The sequence below is a fragment of the Nostoc sp. C96 genome (assembly GCF_059384975.1).
This window is the reverse complement of record NZ_CM182020.1, coordinates 4,931,135-4,948,734: the sequence shown is the minus strand read 5'-3', so window position 1 is coordinate 4,948,734 and position 17,600 is coordinate 4,931,135. Positions and strand designations below refer to the sequence as shown.

General features: G+C 39.0%; 13 protein-coding genes and 2 pseudogenes. 8 read left to right on the top strand and 7 right to left on the bottom strand.

Annotation, left to right across the window (positions count from 1 at the left end; translation table 11 throughout):
- Nucleotides 1-24: 24 nt before the first annotated feature.
- On the top strand, nucleotides 25-1,032 hold the full coding sequence (gene arsS / locus AC504W_RS21165) for an arsenosugar biosynthesis radical SAM (seleno)protein ArsS (protein WP_494874184.1): 1,008 nt from the start codon (nucleotides 25-27) through the stop codon (nucleotides 1,030-1,032).
- Nucleotides 1,033-1,540: 508 nt separating this feature from the next.
- On the opposite strand, the gene AC504W_RS21160 is transcribed toward arsS, so the two are convergent.
- Nucleotides 1,541-2,494, bottom strand: a complete 954-nt coding sequence (locus tag AC504W_RS21160) for a glycosyltransferase family A protein (RefSeq protein WP_494874183.1) — start codon at nucleotides 2,492-2,494, stop codon at nucleotides 1,541-1,543.
- A 158-nt stretch (nucleotides 2,495-2,652) separates the two neighbouring features.
- Between AC504W_RS21160 and AC504W_RS21155 the strand changes: the two genes are divergently transcribed.
- Nucleotides 2,653-3,885, top strand: a complete 1,233-nt coding sequence (locus AC504W_RS21155; RefSeq protein WP_494878716.1) for a glycosyltransferase family 4 protein — start codon at nucleotides 2,653-2,655, stop codon at nucleotides 3,883-3,885.
- Between the two features lie 84 nt (nucleotides 3,886-3,969).
- Here AC504W_RS21155 and AC504W_RS21150 read toward each other — a convergent pair whose 3' ends face one another.
- Nucleotides 3,970-4,290, bottom strand: coding sequence for a hypothetical protein (locus AC504W_RS21150; RefSeq protein WP_494874182.1), 321 nt, complete (start codon nucleotides 4,288-4,290; stop codon nucleotides 3,970-3,972).
- Between the two features lie 621 nt (nucleotides 4,291-4,911).
- Here AC504W_RS21150 and AC504W_RS21145 point away from each other — a divergent pair.
- From AC504W_RS21145 to glpK, 4 genes and pseudogenes are all read left to right on the top strand, one after another.
- Nucleotides 4,912-6,190 (top strand): annotated as a pseudogene (locus tag AC504W_RS21145) (hypothetical protein).
- Between the two features lie 758 nt (nucleotides 6,191-6,948).
- Nucleotides 6,949-8,139, top strand: coding sequence for a helix-turn-helix domain-containing protein (locus AC504W_RS21140; RefSeq protein WP_494874180.1), 1,191 nt, complete (start codon nucleotides 6,949-6,951; stop codon nucleotides 8,137-8,139).
- A 17-nt stretch (nucleotides 8,140-8,156) separates the two neighbouring features.
- Entirely contained in the window at nucleotides 8,157-8,678 is a 522-nt protein-coding gene (locus AC504W_RS21135) for a GNAT family N-acetyltransferase (protein WP_494874179.1), read from the top strand.
- A gap of 103 nt (nucleotides 8,679-8,781) precedes the next feature.
- Nucleotides 8,782-10,296 carry a glycerol kinase GlpK gene (gene glpK, locus AC504W_RS21130; protein ID WP_494874178.1) on the top strand — a complete coding sequence of 505 codons (1,515 nt, stop codon included), beginning with the start codon at nucleotides 8,782-8,784 and terminating at the stop codon, nucleotides 10,294-10,296.
- A 92-nt stretch (nucleotides 10,297-10,388) separates the two neighbouring features.
- On the opposite strand, the gene AC504W_RS21125 is transcribed toward glpK, so the two are convergent.
- Both AC504W_RS21125 and AC504W_RS21120 read right to left on the bottom strand, forming a co-directional pair.
- On the bottom strand, nucleotides 10,389-11,369 hold the full coding sequence (locus AC504W_RS21125; protein ID WP_494874177.1) for a hypothetical protein: 981 nt from the start codon (nucleotides 11,367-11,369) through the stop codon (nucleotides 10,389-10,391).
- 11 nt (nucleotides 11,370-11,380) lie between these two features.
- Entirely contained in the window at nucleotides 11,381-11,626 is a 246-nt protein-coding gene (locus AC504W_RS21120; protein ID WP_096579644.1) for a hypothetical protein, read from the bottom strand.
- Between the two features lie 289 nt (nucleotides 11,627-11,915).
- Between AC504W_RS21120 and AC504W_RS21115 the strand changes: the two genes are divergently transcribed.
- The gene (locus AC504W_RS21115; RefSeq protein WP_096579642.1) at nucleotides 11,916-12,128 is read left to right on the top strand and encodes a hypothetical protein; all 213 of its coding nucleotides are present in this window, start codon (nucleotides 11,916-11,918) and stop codon (nucleotides 12,126-12,128) included.
- 379 nt (nucleotides 12,129-12,507) lie between these two features.
- On the opposite strand, the pseudogene AC504W_RS21110 reads toward AC504W_RS21115, so the two are convergent.
- A pseudogene (locus AC504W_RS21110) lies at nucleotides 12,508-13,628 on the bottom strand (Gfo/Idh/MocA family oxidoreductase).
- A 628-nt stretch (nucleotides 13,629-14,256) separates the two neighbouring features.
- Here AC504W_RS21110 and AC504W_RS21105 point away from each other — a divergent pair.
- A complete protein-coding gene (locus AC504W_RS21105) occupies nucleotides 14,257-15,444 on the top strand; it encodes an NADH:flavin oxidoreductase/NADH oxidase (protein ID WP_494874175.1) in 1,188 nt (395 codons plus the stop codon).
- 148 nt (nucleotides 15,445-15,592) lie between these two features.
- Here the strand turns inward: AC504W_RS21105 and AC504W_RS21100 are convergent, their stop codons facing one another.
- Together AC504W_RS21100 and AC504W_RS21095 are read right to left on the bottom strand one after the other, a co-directional pair.
- Nucleotides 15,593-16,069, bottom strand: coding sequence for a hypothetical protein (locus AC504W_RS21100; RefSeq protein WP_096579636.1), 477 nt, complete (start codon nucleotides 16,067-16,069; stop codon nucleotides 15,593-15,595).
- A gap of 235 nt (nucleotides 16,070-16,304) precedes the next feature.
- Nucleotides 16,305-17,585, bottom strand: a complete 1,281-nt coding sequence (locus tag AC504W_RS21095) for a hybrid sensor histidine kinase/response regulator (protein ID WP_494874174.1) — start codon at nucleotides 17,583-17,585, stop codon at nucleotides 16,305-16,307.
- Nucleotides 17,586-17,600 lie beyond the last annotated feature (15 nt).

Below are 17,600 nucleotides of genomic sequence, written 5' to 3'. Positions count from 1 at the left end.
ATTTGCAATTAGGAAAATAAACTTATGCAAACTACCTCAACTAACCAAATAAATACACCAATCACTTTATTCAAGCATAAATTAAATACACCTTTAACCAAAAAGAAAATTACTGTCTTGCAAATTAACCTGGGTAAACGCTGCAACCTTGCTTGTAGTCATTGTCATGTTGAAGCCAGCCCAAAACGCACAGAAGAACTTTCTCCAGAAATTTGCACACAATTAATTGAATTAATTCATAAATTTCCTGAAATTGAGATTGTTGATTTGACTGGTGGCGCACCAGAAATGAATTATGGTTTTAAACCATTAGTAGAAGCAGCGAGAGTCAGTAATAAGCAGGTAATTGTTCGCTCTAATTTGACCATTTATTTTGTAGATGGTTTTGGGTATTTACCAGAATATTTCGCGCAAAATCAAGTCAGAATAGTTGCCTCTTTACCCTGTTATTTAGCAGATAATGTAGATAAAATGCGTGGTGCTGGGGTTTTTGATGATTCTATCAAAGCTTTGCAGTTACTCAACAAAGTTGGCTATAGTCAAGACCCAAATTTAATATTAGATTTAGTTTATAATCCTCAGTTGCCTACAGGTGAAAAATTTGCTTTATCTCCTGAACAAAATAATTTAGAGCAAAATTATAAAAGTTTTTTAAAAGACAAGTTTAATATTAAATTTAATAATTTGTTTACCATTACAAATTTACCAGTGGGTAGAACTAAAATGTATTTAGAGCGCAAAAAACTCTACATTCCCTATCTACAGTTTTTAGAATCCCATTTTAATGCCAGCACCATTGAGCATTTAATGTGTCGTAATGAACTTTCGATTGATTATTTAGGCAATGTTTATGATTGCGATTTTAACCAAATGATGAATCTACCAGCGAAAAATGCTAATGGGGAAAACTTAACAGTTACTCAGTTGTTAGCAGCTAGTAGTTTAGACTTAGTTTCGGAGGTACAAACAGCCCCCTATTGCTACGGTTGTACCGCTGGGAGTGGTTCTAGTTGTGGTGGTGCTTTAATCTAAAAATTAACTCCAGAAAAAATTAAATACCTCATCATTGAGAGTTATGTCATCAAACGATAATCTTGCTGCAAATTTTATTAAGAGTGAGTCAATAATCTTTCTAGGGGTTATATGATGAGATTAGTTAAGTCTCCTCACACCACACTATAAAACCGTAGAAATTATATTTTTCTACGGTTTTTATTTTGTCTGAAAAGAGTACAACTGGGAGTTATGGCTGTGCTTGCTAAAAATTTCTGTTACCAAAATTGTTACGAGGATGTAGCTGACTAGTCAGCTACCGTATCATGATATGTAGTTAAGCTCCTCATACCACACCGAAAGCGCTGCAACGCTGAGTTGCAGCGGCTTTTTTCTTGTCTGTATCTGACAAGTATTAAGCAAAAATACTCATAATAATTTAGGAATGATATTTGATTTTTGCAAAAACTTAGATATCTGTCAGATGGGCATAAACTACTGTATTCTACGTTGATTGAAAGATGGACTGAAAATGCCCACTCTACGTCTACTTCTGTGCCTTTTTCACTAACTTTAACCTGATTAATTTCCCAGCTGTTCTGGGAACAGCATATAACTTGCTAAACACAAGATTCCATAAATAACCATATTGGGGAAAGTGTTTAATTAACAAGGCATCAGAAATCACATGAAATCTCGGTGGCTTTAAAGCTGGATCTTTATCTATATATCTAATTTGTTCTGGTTTTGGCATCCAGTGACCGATAGTAGCATCTTTCTCGAAAAAGTTAGCTTGGACAAATAAACCAGATAATCTATCAAATCCACTTGAGGGTATCCATGTCACGGCCCCCATAACTTTTGTCGCGTGTGAAAGTTCAGGAAGCGCTTGCTGAATTAAATCATTTCGCCAAACAACGTTATTAAAGTTCTCCACATGATAACCTTCGTTGTCTTTTCTGGTTAAGAATGGCCAGAAAAGATAACGCCAATCAAAATTTTTATTTAAAGGAGCAATGGGAACTTCTAATAAACCTTTATAGTTACCTTTTTGATAAGGATAAGGATTTTCAGGAGTTTTTTTGCATATTTCCAGTTGTTCCACATCAGGAATTTCTGCCCAAGGCTGTTGGATACGTTTTTCATCATTCATATCTATATTCAGCTTTTGTAAACGCAGAATCCAACTATCGGGAAACCGTTGAAAATATTTAGCTAATAATTCACATACTTGGGGATGTACATAATCATCATCATCCAAGGCTAAAATATAGTCTCCTTGAGCATTGAGTAAACCAACAAACCTTTGTGGCATCTCGCCTTTGTAGGGACTAATTATTTCTATAACTCTGGGGTCATTTATTGCTCTTGGTTTGACTTTAGGTGGATAAACTAAAATAAATTGAACGGAACCTTCCACTTTTAAAAGATTTTCTAGCCAATAGTCAGAAAACTTACCCAAGGTAGGAGTAATAATAGACAAAAGCGGTTTGGTATTCATATTTTGTGCTGATAATTTTGTGGGAGATTGGTTGAATAAATGAGGATAATGACTTGAGATGAATCAGCTTACATTTAACAAAATAAAAGTTAAAGTATTATCGATTAGCACAATGATTGCATAACAATATTTACTAGAAAAAGGAGATGCAAAATTATATGCGGATATTAATGCTATCGTCTACATTTCCATATCCGCCTAGTCGTGGAGGAACAGAAATTAGAACTTTTAATTTACTGAGATATCTTCAATATAACCACGACGTAACGTTGATTACACAGAATAACAAGGAAACAACATTAGCCGAGATAGAGGAATTACGGAAATATGTAGGTGAATTGATTGTTTTTAGTTTACCGCCAGAACCCCAAGAAAAAAATGCGATCGCTCGTTTATTTGGTAAGACAGTGCGCTTTATAGAATCAGTACTCAAAGCCACGCCGCCAAATGTTCTCCATCGCTATTCTCCAGAGATTCAAGCTTGTGTCGATGAATACGTCCGGGCTGGTAAGTGTGATGTGATTACATGTGAACATAGTGTTAATGAAATTTATATTCAGCCAGAGTACCGCCACAGTGTAAATACGGTGGTTGATGTCCACAGTTCCGTATACGGCTGGATTCGTGATCATCTAGAAATGGGTGCGGCGCAAAATGCACTGCGCGATCGCCTTTATTTATCTCTGGTTCTCAAACGCTACGAACAGCGTTACTGTAATAAATTTTCTAACATTGTGGTGACAACCGAAGACGATCGCCAAGAATTTCTGAAACTGCGTCCTGAACTAGAAATCAAAGTTATTCCCAACGGTGTCGATTTAGAATTGTTTCCCTGTCGTCACCAAGATCCAGGCGGACATAAATTAATCTTTGTCGGCGCGATGGATGCTTCACATAATATAGATGCAGCACGCTTTTTTGCTGTAGAAGTTTTACCAAAATTACAAACCCATTATCCAGACACCACATTTAGTATTGTTGGTGCTAGACCCACACCAGAAGTTTTAGAGTTGAAAAATCTTCCCGGCGTGATTGTGACTGGTCGTGTGGGTTCAATGTCAGAATATTTGCATCAGTCTACGGTTTGTGTAGTCCCGCTGAGAACTGGTTTTGGGATTAAAAATAAAACATTGGAAGCAATGGCCGCTGGTGTACCCGTAGTAGCCAGCGATCGCGGTTTGGAAGGATTGGCTGTTGATATTGCAGACCAACCTTTACGCGCTTTTCGAGCCAATACACCAGCAGATTACGTTACAGCTATTAGCAAGCTGTTTGATCATCCCCAACTGCGTTCAGAATTGTCTGATTACGGTAGACAATTAGTCGAAACAGAATTTACATGGGATATTGCTGGAAAACGTTATGAACAAGTTCTGCTACAGCAGTCTTAAATAATTCGTAAATAAATAGATCCCTGATTTATTTGAGAAATCAGGGATCTGAGTTTTTCAATTTTAAGTAAATAAAAGCTGATTTTATTGTTGCATCGAAGGTGAAGCAAAAATCCGACTGCTGATAGGAATGCGAAATGTAGGTTGAGGATTAGCTTGATTACCAGTTACAGCAGCTGTAGTTTCAGACTTATCGGAGATAACAGTTGATTTAACAGTTGCAGAATCATCTGTAATATTTACTGGCAATACTTCATTGTTATTAAATGATGTTTTCTCAGGCAAATTATTATTATCTAGCTCAGATTTTGCTTCTGTCGTAACTTGAGCATGACATGGAATGCAGGCGAAACTAGAAACTACACTTAAGAGTAGTGCTAGGAGAGGACAACTATATTGGTTCATTATTGCAGTGGTTTAGTGTTGGAACTTAAAGCTGGTATATGTTGCGTTATGCTATAAGCCAAAATTTCGAGTTTTATTTTCATGAGAAATAGATCATTATGTTGCTATTTTCAAAGCAATTACTCAATAAAACTCATCTAAAAAGTAACTAAAAACTCAACCGATAGATGCACACTAATATAATAGTTATGGGGTTTGTTTGGGAAGCAAGATAACGCAACTATCAGCAATATAAAAGAAAACCAGATAATAGTTAAAGAGCAAAAGTACTGATTTTATTGCGGTTGCTAACCTTTAGCAAAAGATTATTTATTCGCATATTTAAGGATATATACAGCTTAAATATATGAATTTTTTATCAACAATCATTTTAATTATGTTTTCTATATCGAAACTTCACTAAATATCAATAAATAGACGTATATTAGCTGTATAAAATTTTGTTGCAAGCAGAAACTTTAAAAGTATATATTAAGTCTTTATATTTCAGAATTACTTACGAAACTGAGTATTTGGCGATCGCAGCTATAGTTGAGCTATAAAAATAACATCTGAATCTGCTGATTTAGACTCAAAAATAGATGTTTTTCCCCATCTGCAACTTCTCTTTATGGAAAATATATGATATTAAAAAACTTTACAAATGCCTTTGTTTTGACCTTGGTGATTTTAAATTTTTGGTCAACAGCGAAAGCGCAAACACCTGTAAATGAAACTTCTTTGCTATCTCAAGAAGTTTCTGTGTTACGCAAACAAGGAAATCAGGGATTGCAAAAATTCTTGGATTCCCACAAAAATGAACTTAATCCTCGCTCTTTAGATGCAGCTATCCCAAATCCCGAAATTCGTGCAGCCTTAGATGAACTTTGTCAACAGCGAGACTGCTATGCTTCGCGGTTATATTGGTACACTGATTTAGAAGCAGCTAAAGCAGCAGCTAAAGCTAGTGGTAAACCAATTTTATCTCTGCGTTTGTTAGGTAGACTAGATCAAGATTTAAGTTGTGCTAATAGTCGGTTTTTTCGGGTAGCGCTGTATCCCAATGCAGCAATTGCTCAAGCTTTACAAAACCGCTTTATTTTACACTGGCAGTCAGTCCGTCCTGTACCCAAAGTTACAATTGATTTTGGGGATGGTCGCAAACTAGAGCGAACAATCACAGGGAACAGCATTCACTATATATTAGATGCTTCTGGTCGTCCGATTGATGCAATTCCTGGACTCTACGGCCCCAAAGCTTTTTTGCGCCAGCTACAACAGGCTGAAGTTGCAGCAAAAGAATACAGCAAACTTTCTAGCACCGAGCGTCAGGCTTTCTTAAAGAAATATCATAGCGATCGCCTAAATGCAATCCAAACTCAATGGACTGCTGATTTATCTCGCTTAGGTATTCAATCTCCTCCCAGACTGGTAGACAACCCATCACCAACAGCAGAAATTGCAGGTTCTCTGGCGGTAACTAAAATGGCTGTAGAAAACCCAATGCTGAATGTTCTGCGTTCTGGTGCTGAAGCAAATCGCCAGAACTTAGCAGCAATTACTGATCCAAGAAGCTTGGAACAAAATTGCTCAAATTTATGCCACTGATGCCAAACTAGATCAAAACAGCATCGCTTTAATAGGTGCGAAAAAGTTTTCATCTACCAAAACCGCCGCCGAAAGTTTGCCGAAAATAGTCAACAAATTTGAAACTTTGATGGCTTTAGATACCGTCAGAAATGAATATATGCTGCACAGCCAAATTCATCAATGGTTTATACAAGATAATCAAACTAGTAACTTAGCTGATTTGAATGATAAAGTTTACGCCCAACTTTTTTTGACTCCTAGTTCTGACCCTTGGCTGGGACTTTTAACCAACGATGGCTACAGTGCTATTGATAATGATGGTTTACGGTAGCAGAAATGCAATGATTTCACTTTTGTGAACTACAGATTCAGCTTATACCTGTGGTAGTAGCAGTTTTATTCTTTTGATAGAAGCTAAGACCAAAATTAACATCTATTGTTAAGGTATAGCAGGTCTAAATTATTCCTGAACCACAAGATACCCGATTTGCTGACAAGTCGGGTATCTGAGATTATGAATTTTCCCATTCACAGATGAGTTCTATAGAAGAATCAGAACTGGCTCAATAATCACCCACTAACAAGTTTATAAAATAACCCCTAATCTTTACAGCGTATGCTTTAGGTAAAGATAAATTATGTTGATAATAAAATATTTATCTTGATAAATTTTTGCAGAAATAACCGAGCGATCGCCACTTTACTTCCACCTAAGATATTAGAGCTTTTCGCTAAATGCTAAACTTTTGTCACAAAATTGCACTTAATGTCTACCAATAAGCTGTAAGATGAGTTTGGGCTAAAGCTGTGTTAATAAATGATTTTGAATATGGAATAGTTATCAAAATCATATCCATGTTGGATAATCTGCATAACAAAATAAAGTTATAGTGTTTGAAATCATCAAACACATGTTTTGTTTAGTTACAAAACTCAAACAAAATATTATTAATAGAGATATTAATAATTCATATAAGAGCAACGAGCAATGATAGAAAACATTGAAAAGAATATAATTTTCGGCTTTCTATAATTATTAATCTGTGGTGTTTTCGCTGGATCTCTACAAGTAAGTAGCGGGAATTAAAGATGAATATCAAACTATTTATCCAACATTTAGAAGCCTTGCACAAACCTCTAGCAGATCTGTACCAAACTGCTAGTATTTTGCCTTGGATTCCTCCCGATATGCTACCACAGGCTTTTCAAGAACTTTATAGTACTTCTAAGATGGTACAGTTAGCAGCAGAAGAACTATATCAACAAAATGAAGCTTTAAAAGAAACACAAAATTTACTAGAAACAGAACGCCAACATTACCAAGATTTATTCGAGTATGCACCAGATGGCTATTTAGTCACTAATCCAGAAGGTATTATTGAAAACACTAACTTAACCGCTGCTAAACTGCTGAATATTTCCAGACAGTTTCTGATCGGCAAAGCAATGATTAACTTTGTTTGTCTAGAAGAACGACAGCACTTTCGCCACGAACTTAATCAGCTACATCATACAGATATAACCAAAGAGTTAGTTATTCGCTTGCAACAACGTCATGGCGAGTACTTTGATGCAGCCTTCACAGTTAAAGTCGTGCGGGATCAACAGGCTCAAGCTGTACATTTACTCTGGTTAATCCGGAATATTAGCGATCGCCAGCCAACAGAATTACAATCAGCCAAGAGTTACAGCGATTTGATTGAGAATCGCCCTAGATACAAACATTCTAAAGGCGAAAATATTTCTCTCAATAACTCTGTTGTTTGGTATATTTGTCGAGGTTTGGTCAAACTCAGCACTTTTAGTGAAACTGGCGAAGAAGTCTTGCTAGGGTTGGCAAAAACACAAATGGTATTTGGTTCTAGTATGACTTCTCTATCTATTTACCAAGCTACAGCTTTATCAGATGTTGAGTTAGTACCAATTTACGCATCAGAAATATTAGTAACCCCAACACTTAGTCATACTTTATTACCCAAAATCAATCAGCGGTTACAACAGACAGAATCATTTTTAGTTATCTCTAAAAAACAATTAGTAGAAGACAGGTTGAACTATTTATTAGAGCTTTTGAAACAGGAAGTAGGTGAACAGATAGAAAGTGGGACTCGCTTCAGCGTGCGCTTTACTCATGAAGATATAGCTAGTGCTTGCGGTACTACCAGAGTTACAATTACAAGATTGTTTGGCAAATTACAACAACAAGGTTTAATTACGTTTGATGCCAAAAAACACATAATTTTGAAAAATTCAGAAGTCAGTATTCAGAAGTCAGAATAAATCAATTACCAATTACTATGATTCCTCAACTGAAAACTCAACGCCTCATCTTGCGGGGGTTTTGTGAAGCAGACTTGGATGCTTACGCTGATATGTGCGCCCATCCAGAGGTAATGCGCTATATCGGTGCTGGTCAACCTTTATCTCGTGAGGAGTCTTGGCGGAATATGGCTATGATAGTTGGTCATTGGCAACTGCGGGGCTATGGGTTGTGGGCTGTTGAAGAAAGCCAAACTGGTGAAATGATTGGTCGGATTGGCTTTTGGCAACCAGAAGGCTGGCCAGGATTTGAGATTGGCTGGTCGTTGCGTTGGGCTTATTGGGGAAGAGGTTTTGCTACAGAAGCCTCAACAGCAGCCATGAACTATGCTTTTACTCAATTACAGCGATCGCATATTATTAGTTTGATTCACCCGCAAAATACTGCTTCTGTGCGTGTAGCACAAAAGTTAGGCGAAAAACTGCAAGGGACAACAGAAATTTTCAAAACTGAGGTGTTAGTTTACGGTCTGAGTCGAGAAGACTGGCAAAAAATGTAGAAACATGATGATGTGTTATGTCAGTCCAATGGCTTGTGATATTTGTACCCAAACAATATAAAGTATATTTCATCCTGCATACTTCACACTTCATACTTAATCAGTGACCTTAGACAGCACATCTCCATCATCAGGCTATATCTTGGCTTTGGACTTGGGTACAACAGGCAACCGTGCTTTTGTGTTTAACACAGCAGGTCAAATTGTTGGGCAAGCATATAAAGAACTCACACAGTATTATCCGCAACCGGGCTGGTTAGAACATGACCCCGAAGAAATTTGGCAAGATACTTGCTGGGTGATGCAAAATGCGATCGCTCAGGCGCAAATTTCGCCATCAGAAATAGCCGCTTTGGGATTGACTGTACAGCGGGAAACCTGCTTAATTTGGGATAAAACCACTGGTAAGCCCCTACATAAAGCTATTGTCTGGCAAGACCGCCGCACTGCACCGCTTTGTCATCAATTACAAACACAAGGTTATGCAGCAGAAATTTACGATCGCACCGGCTTGGTGATTGATGCTTATTTTTCGGCGACGAAGTTGAGATGGTTATTAGACAAAGTTACAGGCGTTGACTTAAACAATGTTTTGGCAGGCACAATTGATACTTGGGTGTTGTGGAAATTAACAGGCGGGAAAGTTCATGCGACCGACCACAGCAACGCCAGCCGCACAATGTTAATGAACCTGAAAACCTGCGCTTGGGATGAAACATTACTCGAAATCTTACAAATTCCGGCTCAGATTTTGCCGCAGATTCAACCCAGCTTAGGCAAATTTGGTGTGACTGATCAAACTTTGCTGGGTGTAGAAATTCCCATCACCGCTATTTTAGGCGACCAACAAGCAGCATTATTTGGTCATGGCTGCGATCGCCCCGGTTTAATGAAATGTACTTACGGCACTGGGAGCTTTTTGGTAGCTCATACTGGTTCAGAAATTGTGCGATCGCAACATCAACTGATTTCTACTTTGGCTTGGACGCAAAACCACAGCGGTAATTTAGAGATTGGTTATGCCTTAGAAGGCAGTATGTTTACTAGCGGCGCTTGTATCCAATGGTTACGCGATGGCATCAAACTGATCACGACTGCCGCAGAAACCGAAACAATGGCTAACCAAGTTGCCGATAACGGCGGCGTTTACTTTGTGCCTGCCTTTAGTGGATTGGGTGCGCCTTATTGGGATATGAGCGCCAGAGGAGCCTTTTTAGGGATTACCGCCAGCGTCCAACCCCAACATTTAGTACGGGCTGTTTTAGAAGCGATCGCTTACCAAGTTGTAGAAGTTGTGCAAGCTATTAATGCTTGTTCTCCCACACCAATGGGGCGGTTAATTGTCGATGGCGGCGCTTGTGAAAACAACTTTCTCATGCAGTTCCAAGCTGATGTTTTGGGGATTCCCGTAGAACGACCAAAAATGCGCGATACAACAGTACAAGGTGCAGCATTTGCCGCTGGTTTAGCAGCTGGATTTTGGGACAGCTACACAACATTAGTTAGTCAACGGCAAATAGACCGCATCTTTGAACCTAATCAAGCCAGGAATAATGCCTTAGCTAACTTTGCTACTTGGCAAAAAGCAGTTCAGCGTAGCTTGGACTGGGTAGAGTAGAGCTAATCAATTTTGGACTTTGGATTTCAGATTGATAGCTGTAGTCACATAGATGAGGACATTGCTGATTATTCCCTCTTACCTACCTCATTTCAACCTGAAGCCTTGCGGACTAACTTAGTATCCAAGGTATAAAAGCCAACTGTATCAGGCATTCTCGCAAATCGTCCTGTCCGATAACCTCGTGAGAGTTCATTTAGTACCTTGCTTTTTACTTCTCTGACTTCTTCCGCATCTAGGTTGCCATAAATGCCAGCGATGACTTCAGCTACACCAAAAACTTTCCCCGGATTTTGCCTAAAGAAAATGGTCAAGGCATCAATCAAAAATTGTCCTTCAAAAGCTTTGAGCATAGGAACAACTTTTGTTTGGGGAACTATCACAGGCTTTTTCTTACTTTTGCCAGTTTTAGAATTATTGTTGGTTTGATTGGTGTTCACCAAACCCAAATCTAGGGTATAACAACCAGGCTCATTGGGGATGCCGAACCAAGCTTGTCTTTCTCTACCTTGGGTGAGTGAAGATTGAACTCTACCTTTGACAACCTTAAATACATGGGGTTCTAAGTCACCATAAAGCGATCGCACAATAAAATCTATGTGACAAACTGTACCCAAATGTTGCTCAAATAACTGTTTAATTGCTTCCATCCGAGTTAAAGATTGATACTCGCTCAACATGGGAATGTCTACGTTATTCAGCGAGTTAATGGTTTCTATCGCTGGGGACTCGTTGATGTTTATCGTTGCAGTCGCAGAACTATCCAGTTCTAATTCTTCCGAGTCTGGCTGTGGTGATGCTGAATGGGTTTCTAATTCGCTGTCAGACGGAGATAGAAGTAAGTCTTCTTTTGAAGCAGACAGCATTTCGTTCACGACTTCAACTGTCAGCAGCTTATTGTCAACTTCTGATGATGAAGACCAGCTAGACAATAAACCTTCCACATTGTTGAGTTGCGATCGCGCTTGATTATATAGAGTTCCGTACTCTTCTACAAGACGAGCGTAGTAGTCTCGTAATTCCAACAACGGCGAGATTAAGGTTTGGGGAGGGGGTTCCAATTGCGGTTTCATAAAGCGTTAAATCAACCCAAAGTGGTATCACTTGTGTAAGTCATTGGTCTTGGTTTGGCTTTTTGAGAGGACTGTGTGGATTTGCGCGGAGGTTGTGGAGGACGGCAGCTTTCGCAATATAAAGGACGGGGGCCATACGTCTCGCGTTTGGTTGTCTGATTGCATTCTTTGCAGACAAAGTGAAAGACCCTAGTGTGAATTTGTCTTTTATGCGCTCTAACAGTGTATTCCTGCACGTCTATATATTTACTTGCCATAGTCCAGAAGCATGAATTTCAATTCTATCAATATAGCTATTCAAGCAAATGAAATTGAATCAGTGTGTGTTGATTTGTAAGTTTTATTCAAATCAATGATTCAGTCGCAAAACTTAGGTTGCAAATATTGCATCAAGGTAACTAGGCACTCACCAATTTGCTGTCTTCCGACAGAGACATCAGTATTCATCTAACTTAGATTTAAGTCTTCTGATAGTGTCTGATGTACAGTGAGTCAGTTTAGGTTGGGAGTGTGAATCTCTAGAATATCACTGTGGAGAAAATAGTTATGCCTAGTGGTCATGCAAGTCATAAAGGAACTGGGGACAAACCTAATACTAACGCTGAAGGCCGGATGGATATGGCTGCTGATAAAACTGTGAATCCAGAGGATGAGTTACTCGAAGGAGCAACTACAAATACTACGAGAACCCAAGAATTTGTGGATTATCCTCCAGCTATCCAACGTCCAGACGAGGAAATAGAAAAGGAAGAGAAATAACATCACACAGGTTTTCAATGATAGCATCTGCTAAAAATTTTGCTACCTAATGTACTGTGGAATTAACTAGAAATCATCATTATCTCTACCTGGTAAGCTGTTAAGCATTTAGTTTGCACATTGAGGTCGCAAGGGAGCAGGGAGCAGAAAGCAAGGGAGAGGGTTTGCAGCTTTTATTCCCATCAAAATGATGCAATTTAAATGATGACTAGCTGATCACATCAGATTAACTAGTTAAACATAATTAATTACATAATGTCATTGGGAATGCAGAGACATTATGTAATTAATTTTGCGTTGTTACTTGCTATAGCAAAACCAACTACTTGCTGTTTAGGCTGGCAGTTGGTTGTACTAGATGTTTCCCACTCAGGCTGCGTTAAGAATTACCAGAAGGTGCAGCAGCACGAATTAGCTCTGGCTGATCTTCGTTAGCAGGACGTTTAACAGTTTGATCTGATGTAGGACGTTGAGAGCGATCGCGAGTTTGCACTGGCACTGGTTGACCTGTTTCAATAGATTGGTAGATTGCCTCAATGATGCAAACATCGTTCAATCCTTCAATTCCCGATGGTTCTGGATCTTATCTTGGAGAATGCAATCTGAGAAATATTTGAATTCAGCCGCTAACTGATCGTGTTGCTCAAAAGTACGCTCTTGGGTTTCACCATCAATTGTGAGGTAATGCTTGAGTTCTCCATGCCATGTATAGGCGGATTCTACTTTTAAATCGCCTTTAGTGCCAACAACTTGATAAGTTGAAACTTTAGCGGCTCCAAAGCTACAAGTAAAGGTCGCCAGTCGTTCATTAGGAAAGCGTAAGATGACGCTGGCCATTTCTTCTACCTCGCTGAAGCGTTGTTCGCCTTTACTAGCAGCTACAGCAAATACTTCCGTTGGCTCATTTTGAAATAGATAACGTGCAGCGTTAATGCAGTAAATACCTATGTCATAGATAGTTCCGCCACCTGTAACATTGCGTAAACGAATATTACCACCTTCGACTTGTTGAGTAAAAACAGAGTTGAAAACACGCGCTTCACCAATTTGCTGCGATCGCACAATTTCTACAGCCTCCAAGTTGGCTGGTTCTAAGTGTAATCGATAAGCAATCATCAGCTTAACACCGTTATCTTTTGCAGCCTTGATCATGGCCTCACATTCTTCGTCGGTTACAGCCATCGGCTTTTCACACAGCACATGAATCGCTTGATTAGCTGCTCGCACAGTATATTCCCGATGTAAGTGATTGGGTAAAGCAATATAAACAGCATCAATCTCACCACTGGTTAAACAGTCTTCATATTCCTCATAAGAGTAAGTATGCTGAATGCCATACTTTTGGCTAATTTCTTTGAGTTTGGTCGCATCATCAGAAACTAAAGCAACTAATTCCGAGTTATCGGTATTAGTAAATGCAGGTAAGGCGGCTTCTTGTGCAAACCAACCTAAACCAACAACTGCGTAACGAATTTTATTTTTCTCATTTGTAGCCGTCATTATTGAGACCTCTTGAGGAAGAAATTGTTTTCAGAAAATTACTTTTATAAGGTGATGAATTTTTTGAAATACTCCATCCTGCTGATGAGAGAGGGAAGCATCGACTTTTGGAAGAAATACCAGGCGATTGGAAATCGCGGTTTATCTTGCACACAAACCAAGTCCGCCTAGCGTGCGCCTTAGCGCAGGGTTATTTGCTTATAAGATATGCAGTTAAATAAAAAACTATAATTTAAGTAAATTTACTTTTTTATTGAGAATATTGGAAAGATACGGAACTTGCTAGACTTTTAGGCGCTTATTTAGTTAGTTGTGGAGTTGGTCTAACCGTAGGTAGTGGTGATACTTGTATCGCAATGGTTTAAATGTAGGTAAATATTTAGGAGTAGTTAAAGAAACAGAGGAGTTAACCCGCCAAGCTCTTTGAGCCAGAAAACCACGGTTATTTAGAGCCAACTAGCGCGTAAAATGAACAGATGCTGACGGTATACACCAAATACAAACAAGTTGTTATAGTAAAGTGCTGAGTATAAACCCTATATCTTCGAGGCTTTGAACAATCAACCATTGTCCGAACCTAAACTAAGTACAGCTATAGCTCACAGATTAGAGGAATTTAATTAAAGATATGAATATAGATAATGTTACAAATTTATCATCCCTAGAGCAAAGGGGATTAGAATTCACGCGTTCTTCTGGAGGTGAATCAGCTTGTTTACATGACCAGGAAATACCTGAATTAGACTTATTTAGTCCCTTCAAAATTCGCGATTTAACTTTGCCAAATCGTGTGGCCATGTCACCTATGTGTCAATATTCCGCTGAGAATGGAATAGCAAATGATTGGCACTTTGTTCATTTGGGAAGCAGGGCTGTTGGCGGTGCTGGTTTAATTATGGTGGAAGCCACAGCAGTCACATCCCAAGGGCGCATTACACCTGGTGATCTCGGTCTTTGGGATGATACTCAGATTGAACCATTAGCCCGCATTGTACGTTTTGTTCAGCAACAGGGAGCAGTTGCGGGTATCCAACTGGCTCATGCTGGGAGAAAAGCAAGCTGTCATGTTCCCTGGTTGGGTGGTACACCTTTAACACCTGAACTAGGTGCTTGGCCTACAATTGCACCCAGCGCCATTCCCTTTCATGACAATAGTCCTGTTCCCAAGGCGTTGGATGAACGTGGTATTGAAGAAGTTATTATAGCGTTTGTTCAAACAGCAGAGCGATCGCTGCAAGCTGGTTTTCAAGTTATTGAAATTCATGCGGCTCATGGATATTTGTTGCATTCTTTTCTGTCACCACTCAGTAATCAGCGAACAGATATTTACGGAGGTTCTCTAGAAAATAGAATGCGTTTATTATTGGAAGTAGCCAGACGGATACGCGAGATTTTACCGCCAGGAATGCCACTTTTTGTCCGTATCTCTGCTACTGATTGGGTAGAAGGAGGTTGGGATATTGAACAATCAGTAATTTTATCTCGTGAACTAAAAGGTTTAGGTGTTGATGTAATTGATGTTTCTACAGGTGGCTTAGTACCTCACGCCAAAATTCCTGTAGAAAAGGGTTATCAAGTGCCTTTTGCTGCCAAAATCCGGCAAGAATCTCAAATAAATACCGCAGCTGTAGGGATGATAACTGAAGCTGAGTATGCCAATCAAATTATTACTCGTGGCTGCGCTGATTTGGTTCTGATTGGTCGAGAATTGCTCCGCGACCCATATTGGTCTATTCATGCTCAGGGTCACTTAGATGAAGTTCCCAACTGGCCTGTACCTTATGGTTATGCGGTAAAACGACAAAAACGTAGATAGATATTAGCTTTTTTACTGTTTATATAGCAGTCCTAAATCATTCGTGAACAATCAGATCCCCGACTTCTTTGAGAAGTCGGGGATCTTTGAGTTACCGGGAAAGGCAGAGTGCAAGATATGAATATTAGCTTTATTTGTCAAAAGCTAGTTAATCTAAACCATCATTACCAACAGCAGCCCTGACAAGTGCGGCGAATTCATCCAGGGTCAAATTTCCGTATCTTAGTTTTTCAACTATGGCTGCTCTGATAGAACCTTCTGGTACTGTATAAGGCAGTGGTAATAGTCCGCCAGTGTGGAGTGTAACGCTTGGTGTGGAAATATGAGTTACTGGATCTATATATGAAACTCCTGTAACTGTATAACTACCGTTGAATCCGGCAAAAAATGTGCCTGCTGGGGGGTTGATTTGAGCCGCAGCAGTGGATAAATAATTACCAGGGGTAACATATACTACTGCACCTGCAAAGGAACCTGGGTCTCCAGAGGAAAAATCGCTGATTGGGCTTTCTATTAAAATTTGTGCTGATGCTGGGGTAGAGACAAAGGTTAAGTAGCTAATTAATCCTGTCAAAAATAGACCTGCTTGCCATAAAATTCCAGCAGAACGAGAATTTAATATCATGTTAGAAAATCCTTGGGTTTAAAAAATTCAGTCTTGTTTGCTGGATGTTGTCTATGCAAGTTAGAAAGACTAATTTAGTCTTTTTTGAAGTAATACAAATTCAAGCTCTTAATTAACAAGGTCAGTATCATCTATGTTTATGGGGTTGTATCTGGCGCTTGATTTTAGAGAATTGCTCTAATTAATAAGATATAAGTTTTTTTGTGATTAGGAGAGAAATTTAAAAGACATAATTTCACGACAAAAAATCTGAATTTGGTTCTTGGACAGGCAGGATAATGACAAATTCAGTGCCTTGATAGAGGTGGGAGTTAACTTTAATTGCACCGCCATGCTTTTCGACTACAATTTGATGAGCGATCGCTAATCCTAATCCTGTACCTTTACCAACTGCTTTCGTGGTGAATAAACTGTCAAATATGCGTTGTTTTACCTCGTCTGTCATTCCAATACCATTATCAGCAATCCGAATCGTGATATATTCAGGGCTGGACATTTCTGTGGAGATTTTGATTGTCAAGAAATCATCGACTTGCTTTTCTTGCTGCCAAACATCTTCTAAAGCATCAACGGCATTAGCTAAAATATTCATAAATACTTGATTGAGTTGCCCTGGATAACACTCAACTTTTGGTAAAGCAGCATATTGTCTGAGAATTTGAATTTCTGGTCGCGCCCCAAACCCTTTCAGACGATGGCGCAGAATTAATAATGTACTCTCAAGTCCTTCATGAACATCAAACTTAACCTTTACCGATGTGTCAGCACGGGCAAAGTTGCGTAGTGAAACAGAAATATCTTCAATGCGTTGCGTGCTAACCTGCATAGAATTGAGGAGTTTGGGTAAATCTTCTAAGAGAAATTCTAAATCTGTTTGGGCGATCGCATCTTGAATCACCTCTGGTAATTGCTCATAATGTTGCTGACATAATTGCAGAATTTTCGACAAATCCGCAACATATTCTTGTGCGGGAGGAAGATTACTCACAATGCAGCTAATAGGATTATTCATTTCGTGGGCTACACCTGCTACTAACTGACCCAGCATCGACAGTTTTTCTTGTTGTACCAGTTGTACTTGTGCCTGTTTTAGCGCGGCTGTTCTTTCTATTACCCGTTGTTCCAGATTATCAGTCAATTGCTTGAGTTGTAAGTGCATTCGCACCCTAGCAATTACTTCTGCTTGTTCAAAGGGTTTAGGAATGTAATCAACTGCGCCTAAAGAAAGTCCTTTCACCTTATTTTCAGTATCAGTTAATGCTGTCATAAAAATAATGGGGATGCTTTGGGTTAAAGGATCAGCTTTGAGTTTCTGACAGGTTGCAAAACCATCTATTCCCGGCATCTGCACATCTAATAAAATCAGTGCTGGTGGTTTATGCTGCACTAATTCAATGGCACTTTCTCCATCTTCAGCAACTCTCACCGCAAAACCTGCACTTTTTAGCGCTTGTGATAATACTGACAAATTAGTAGGATTATCATCAACAATTAAAATAAAATCTGAGTTTGGCATTGGTTAAAATATTGC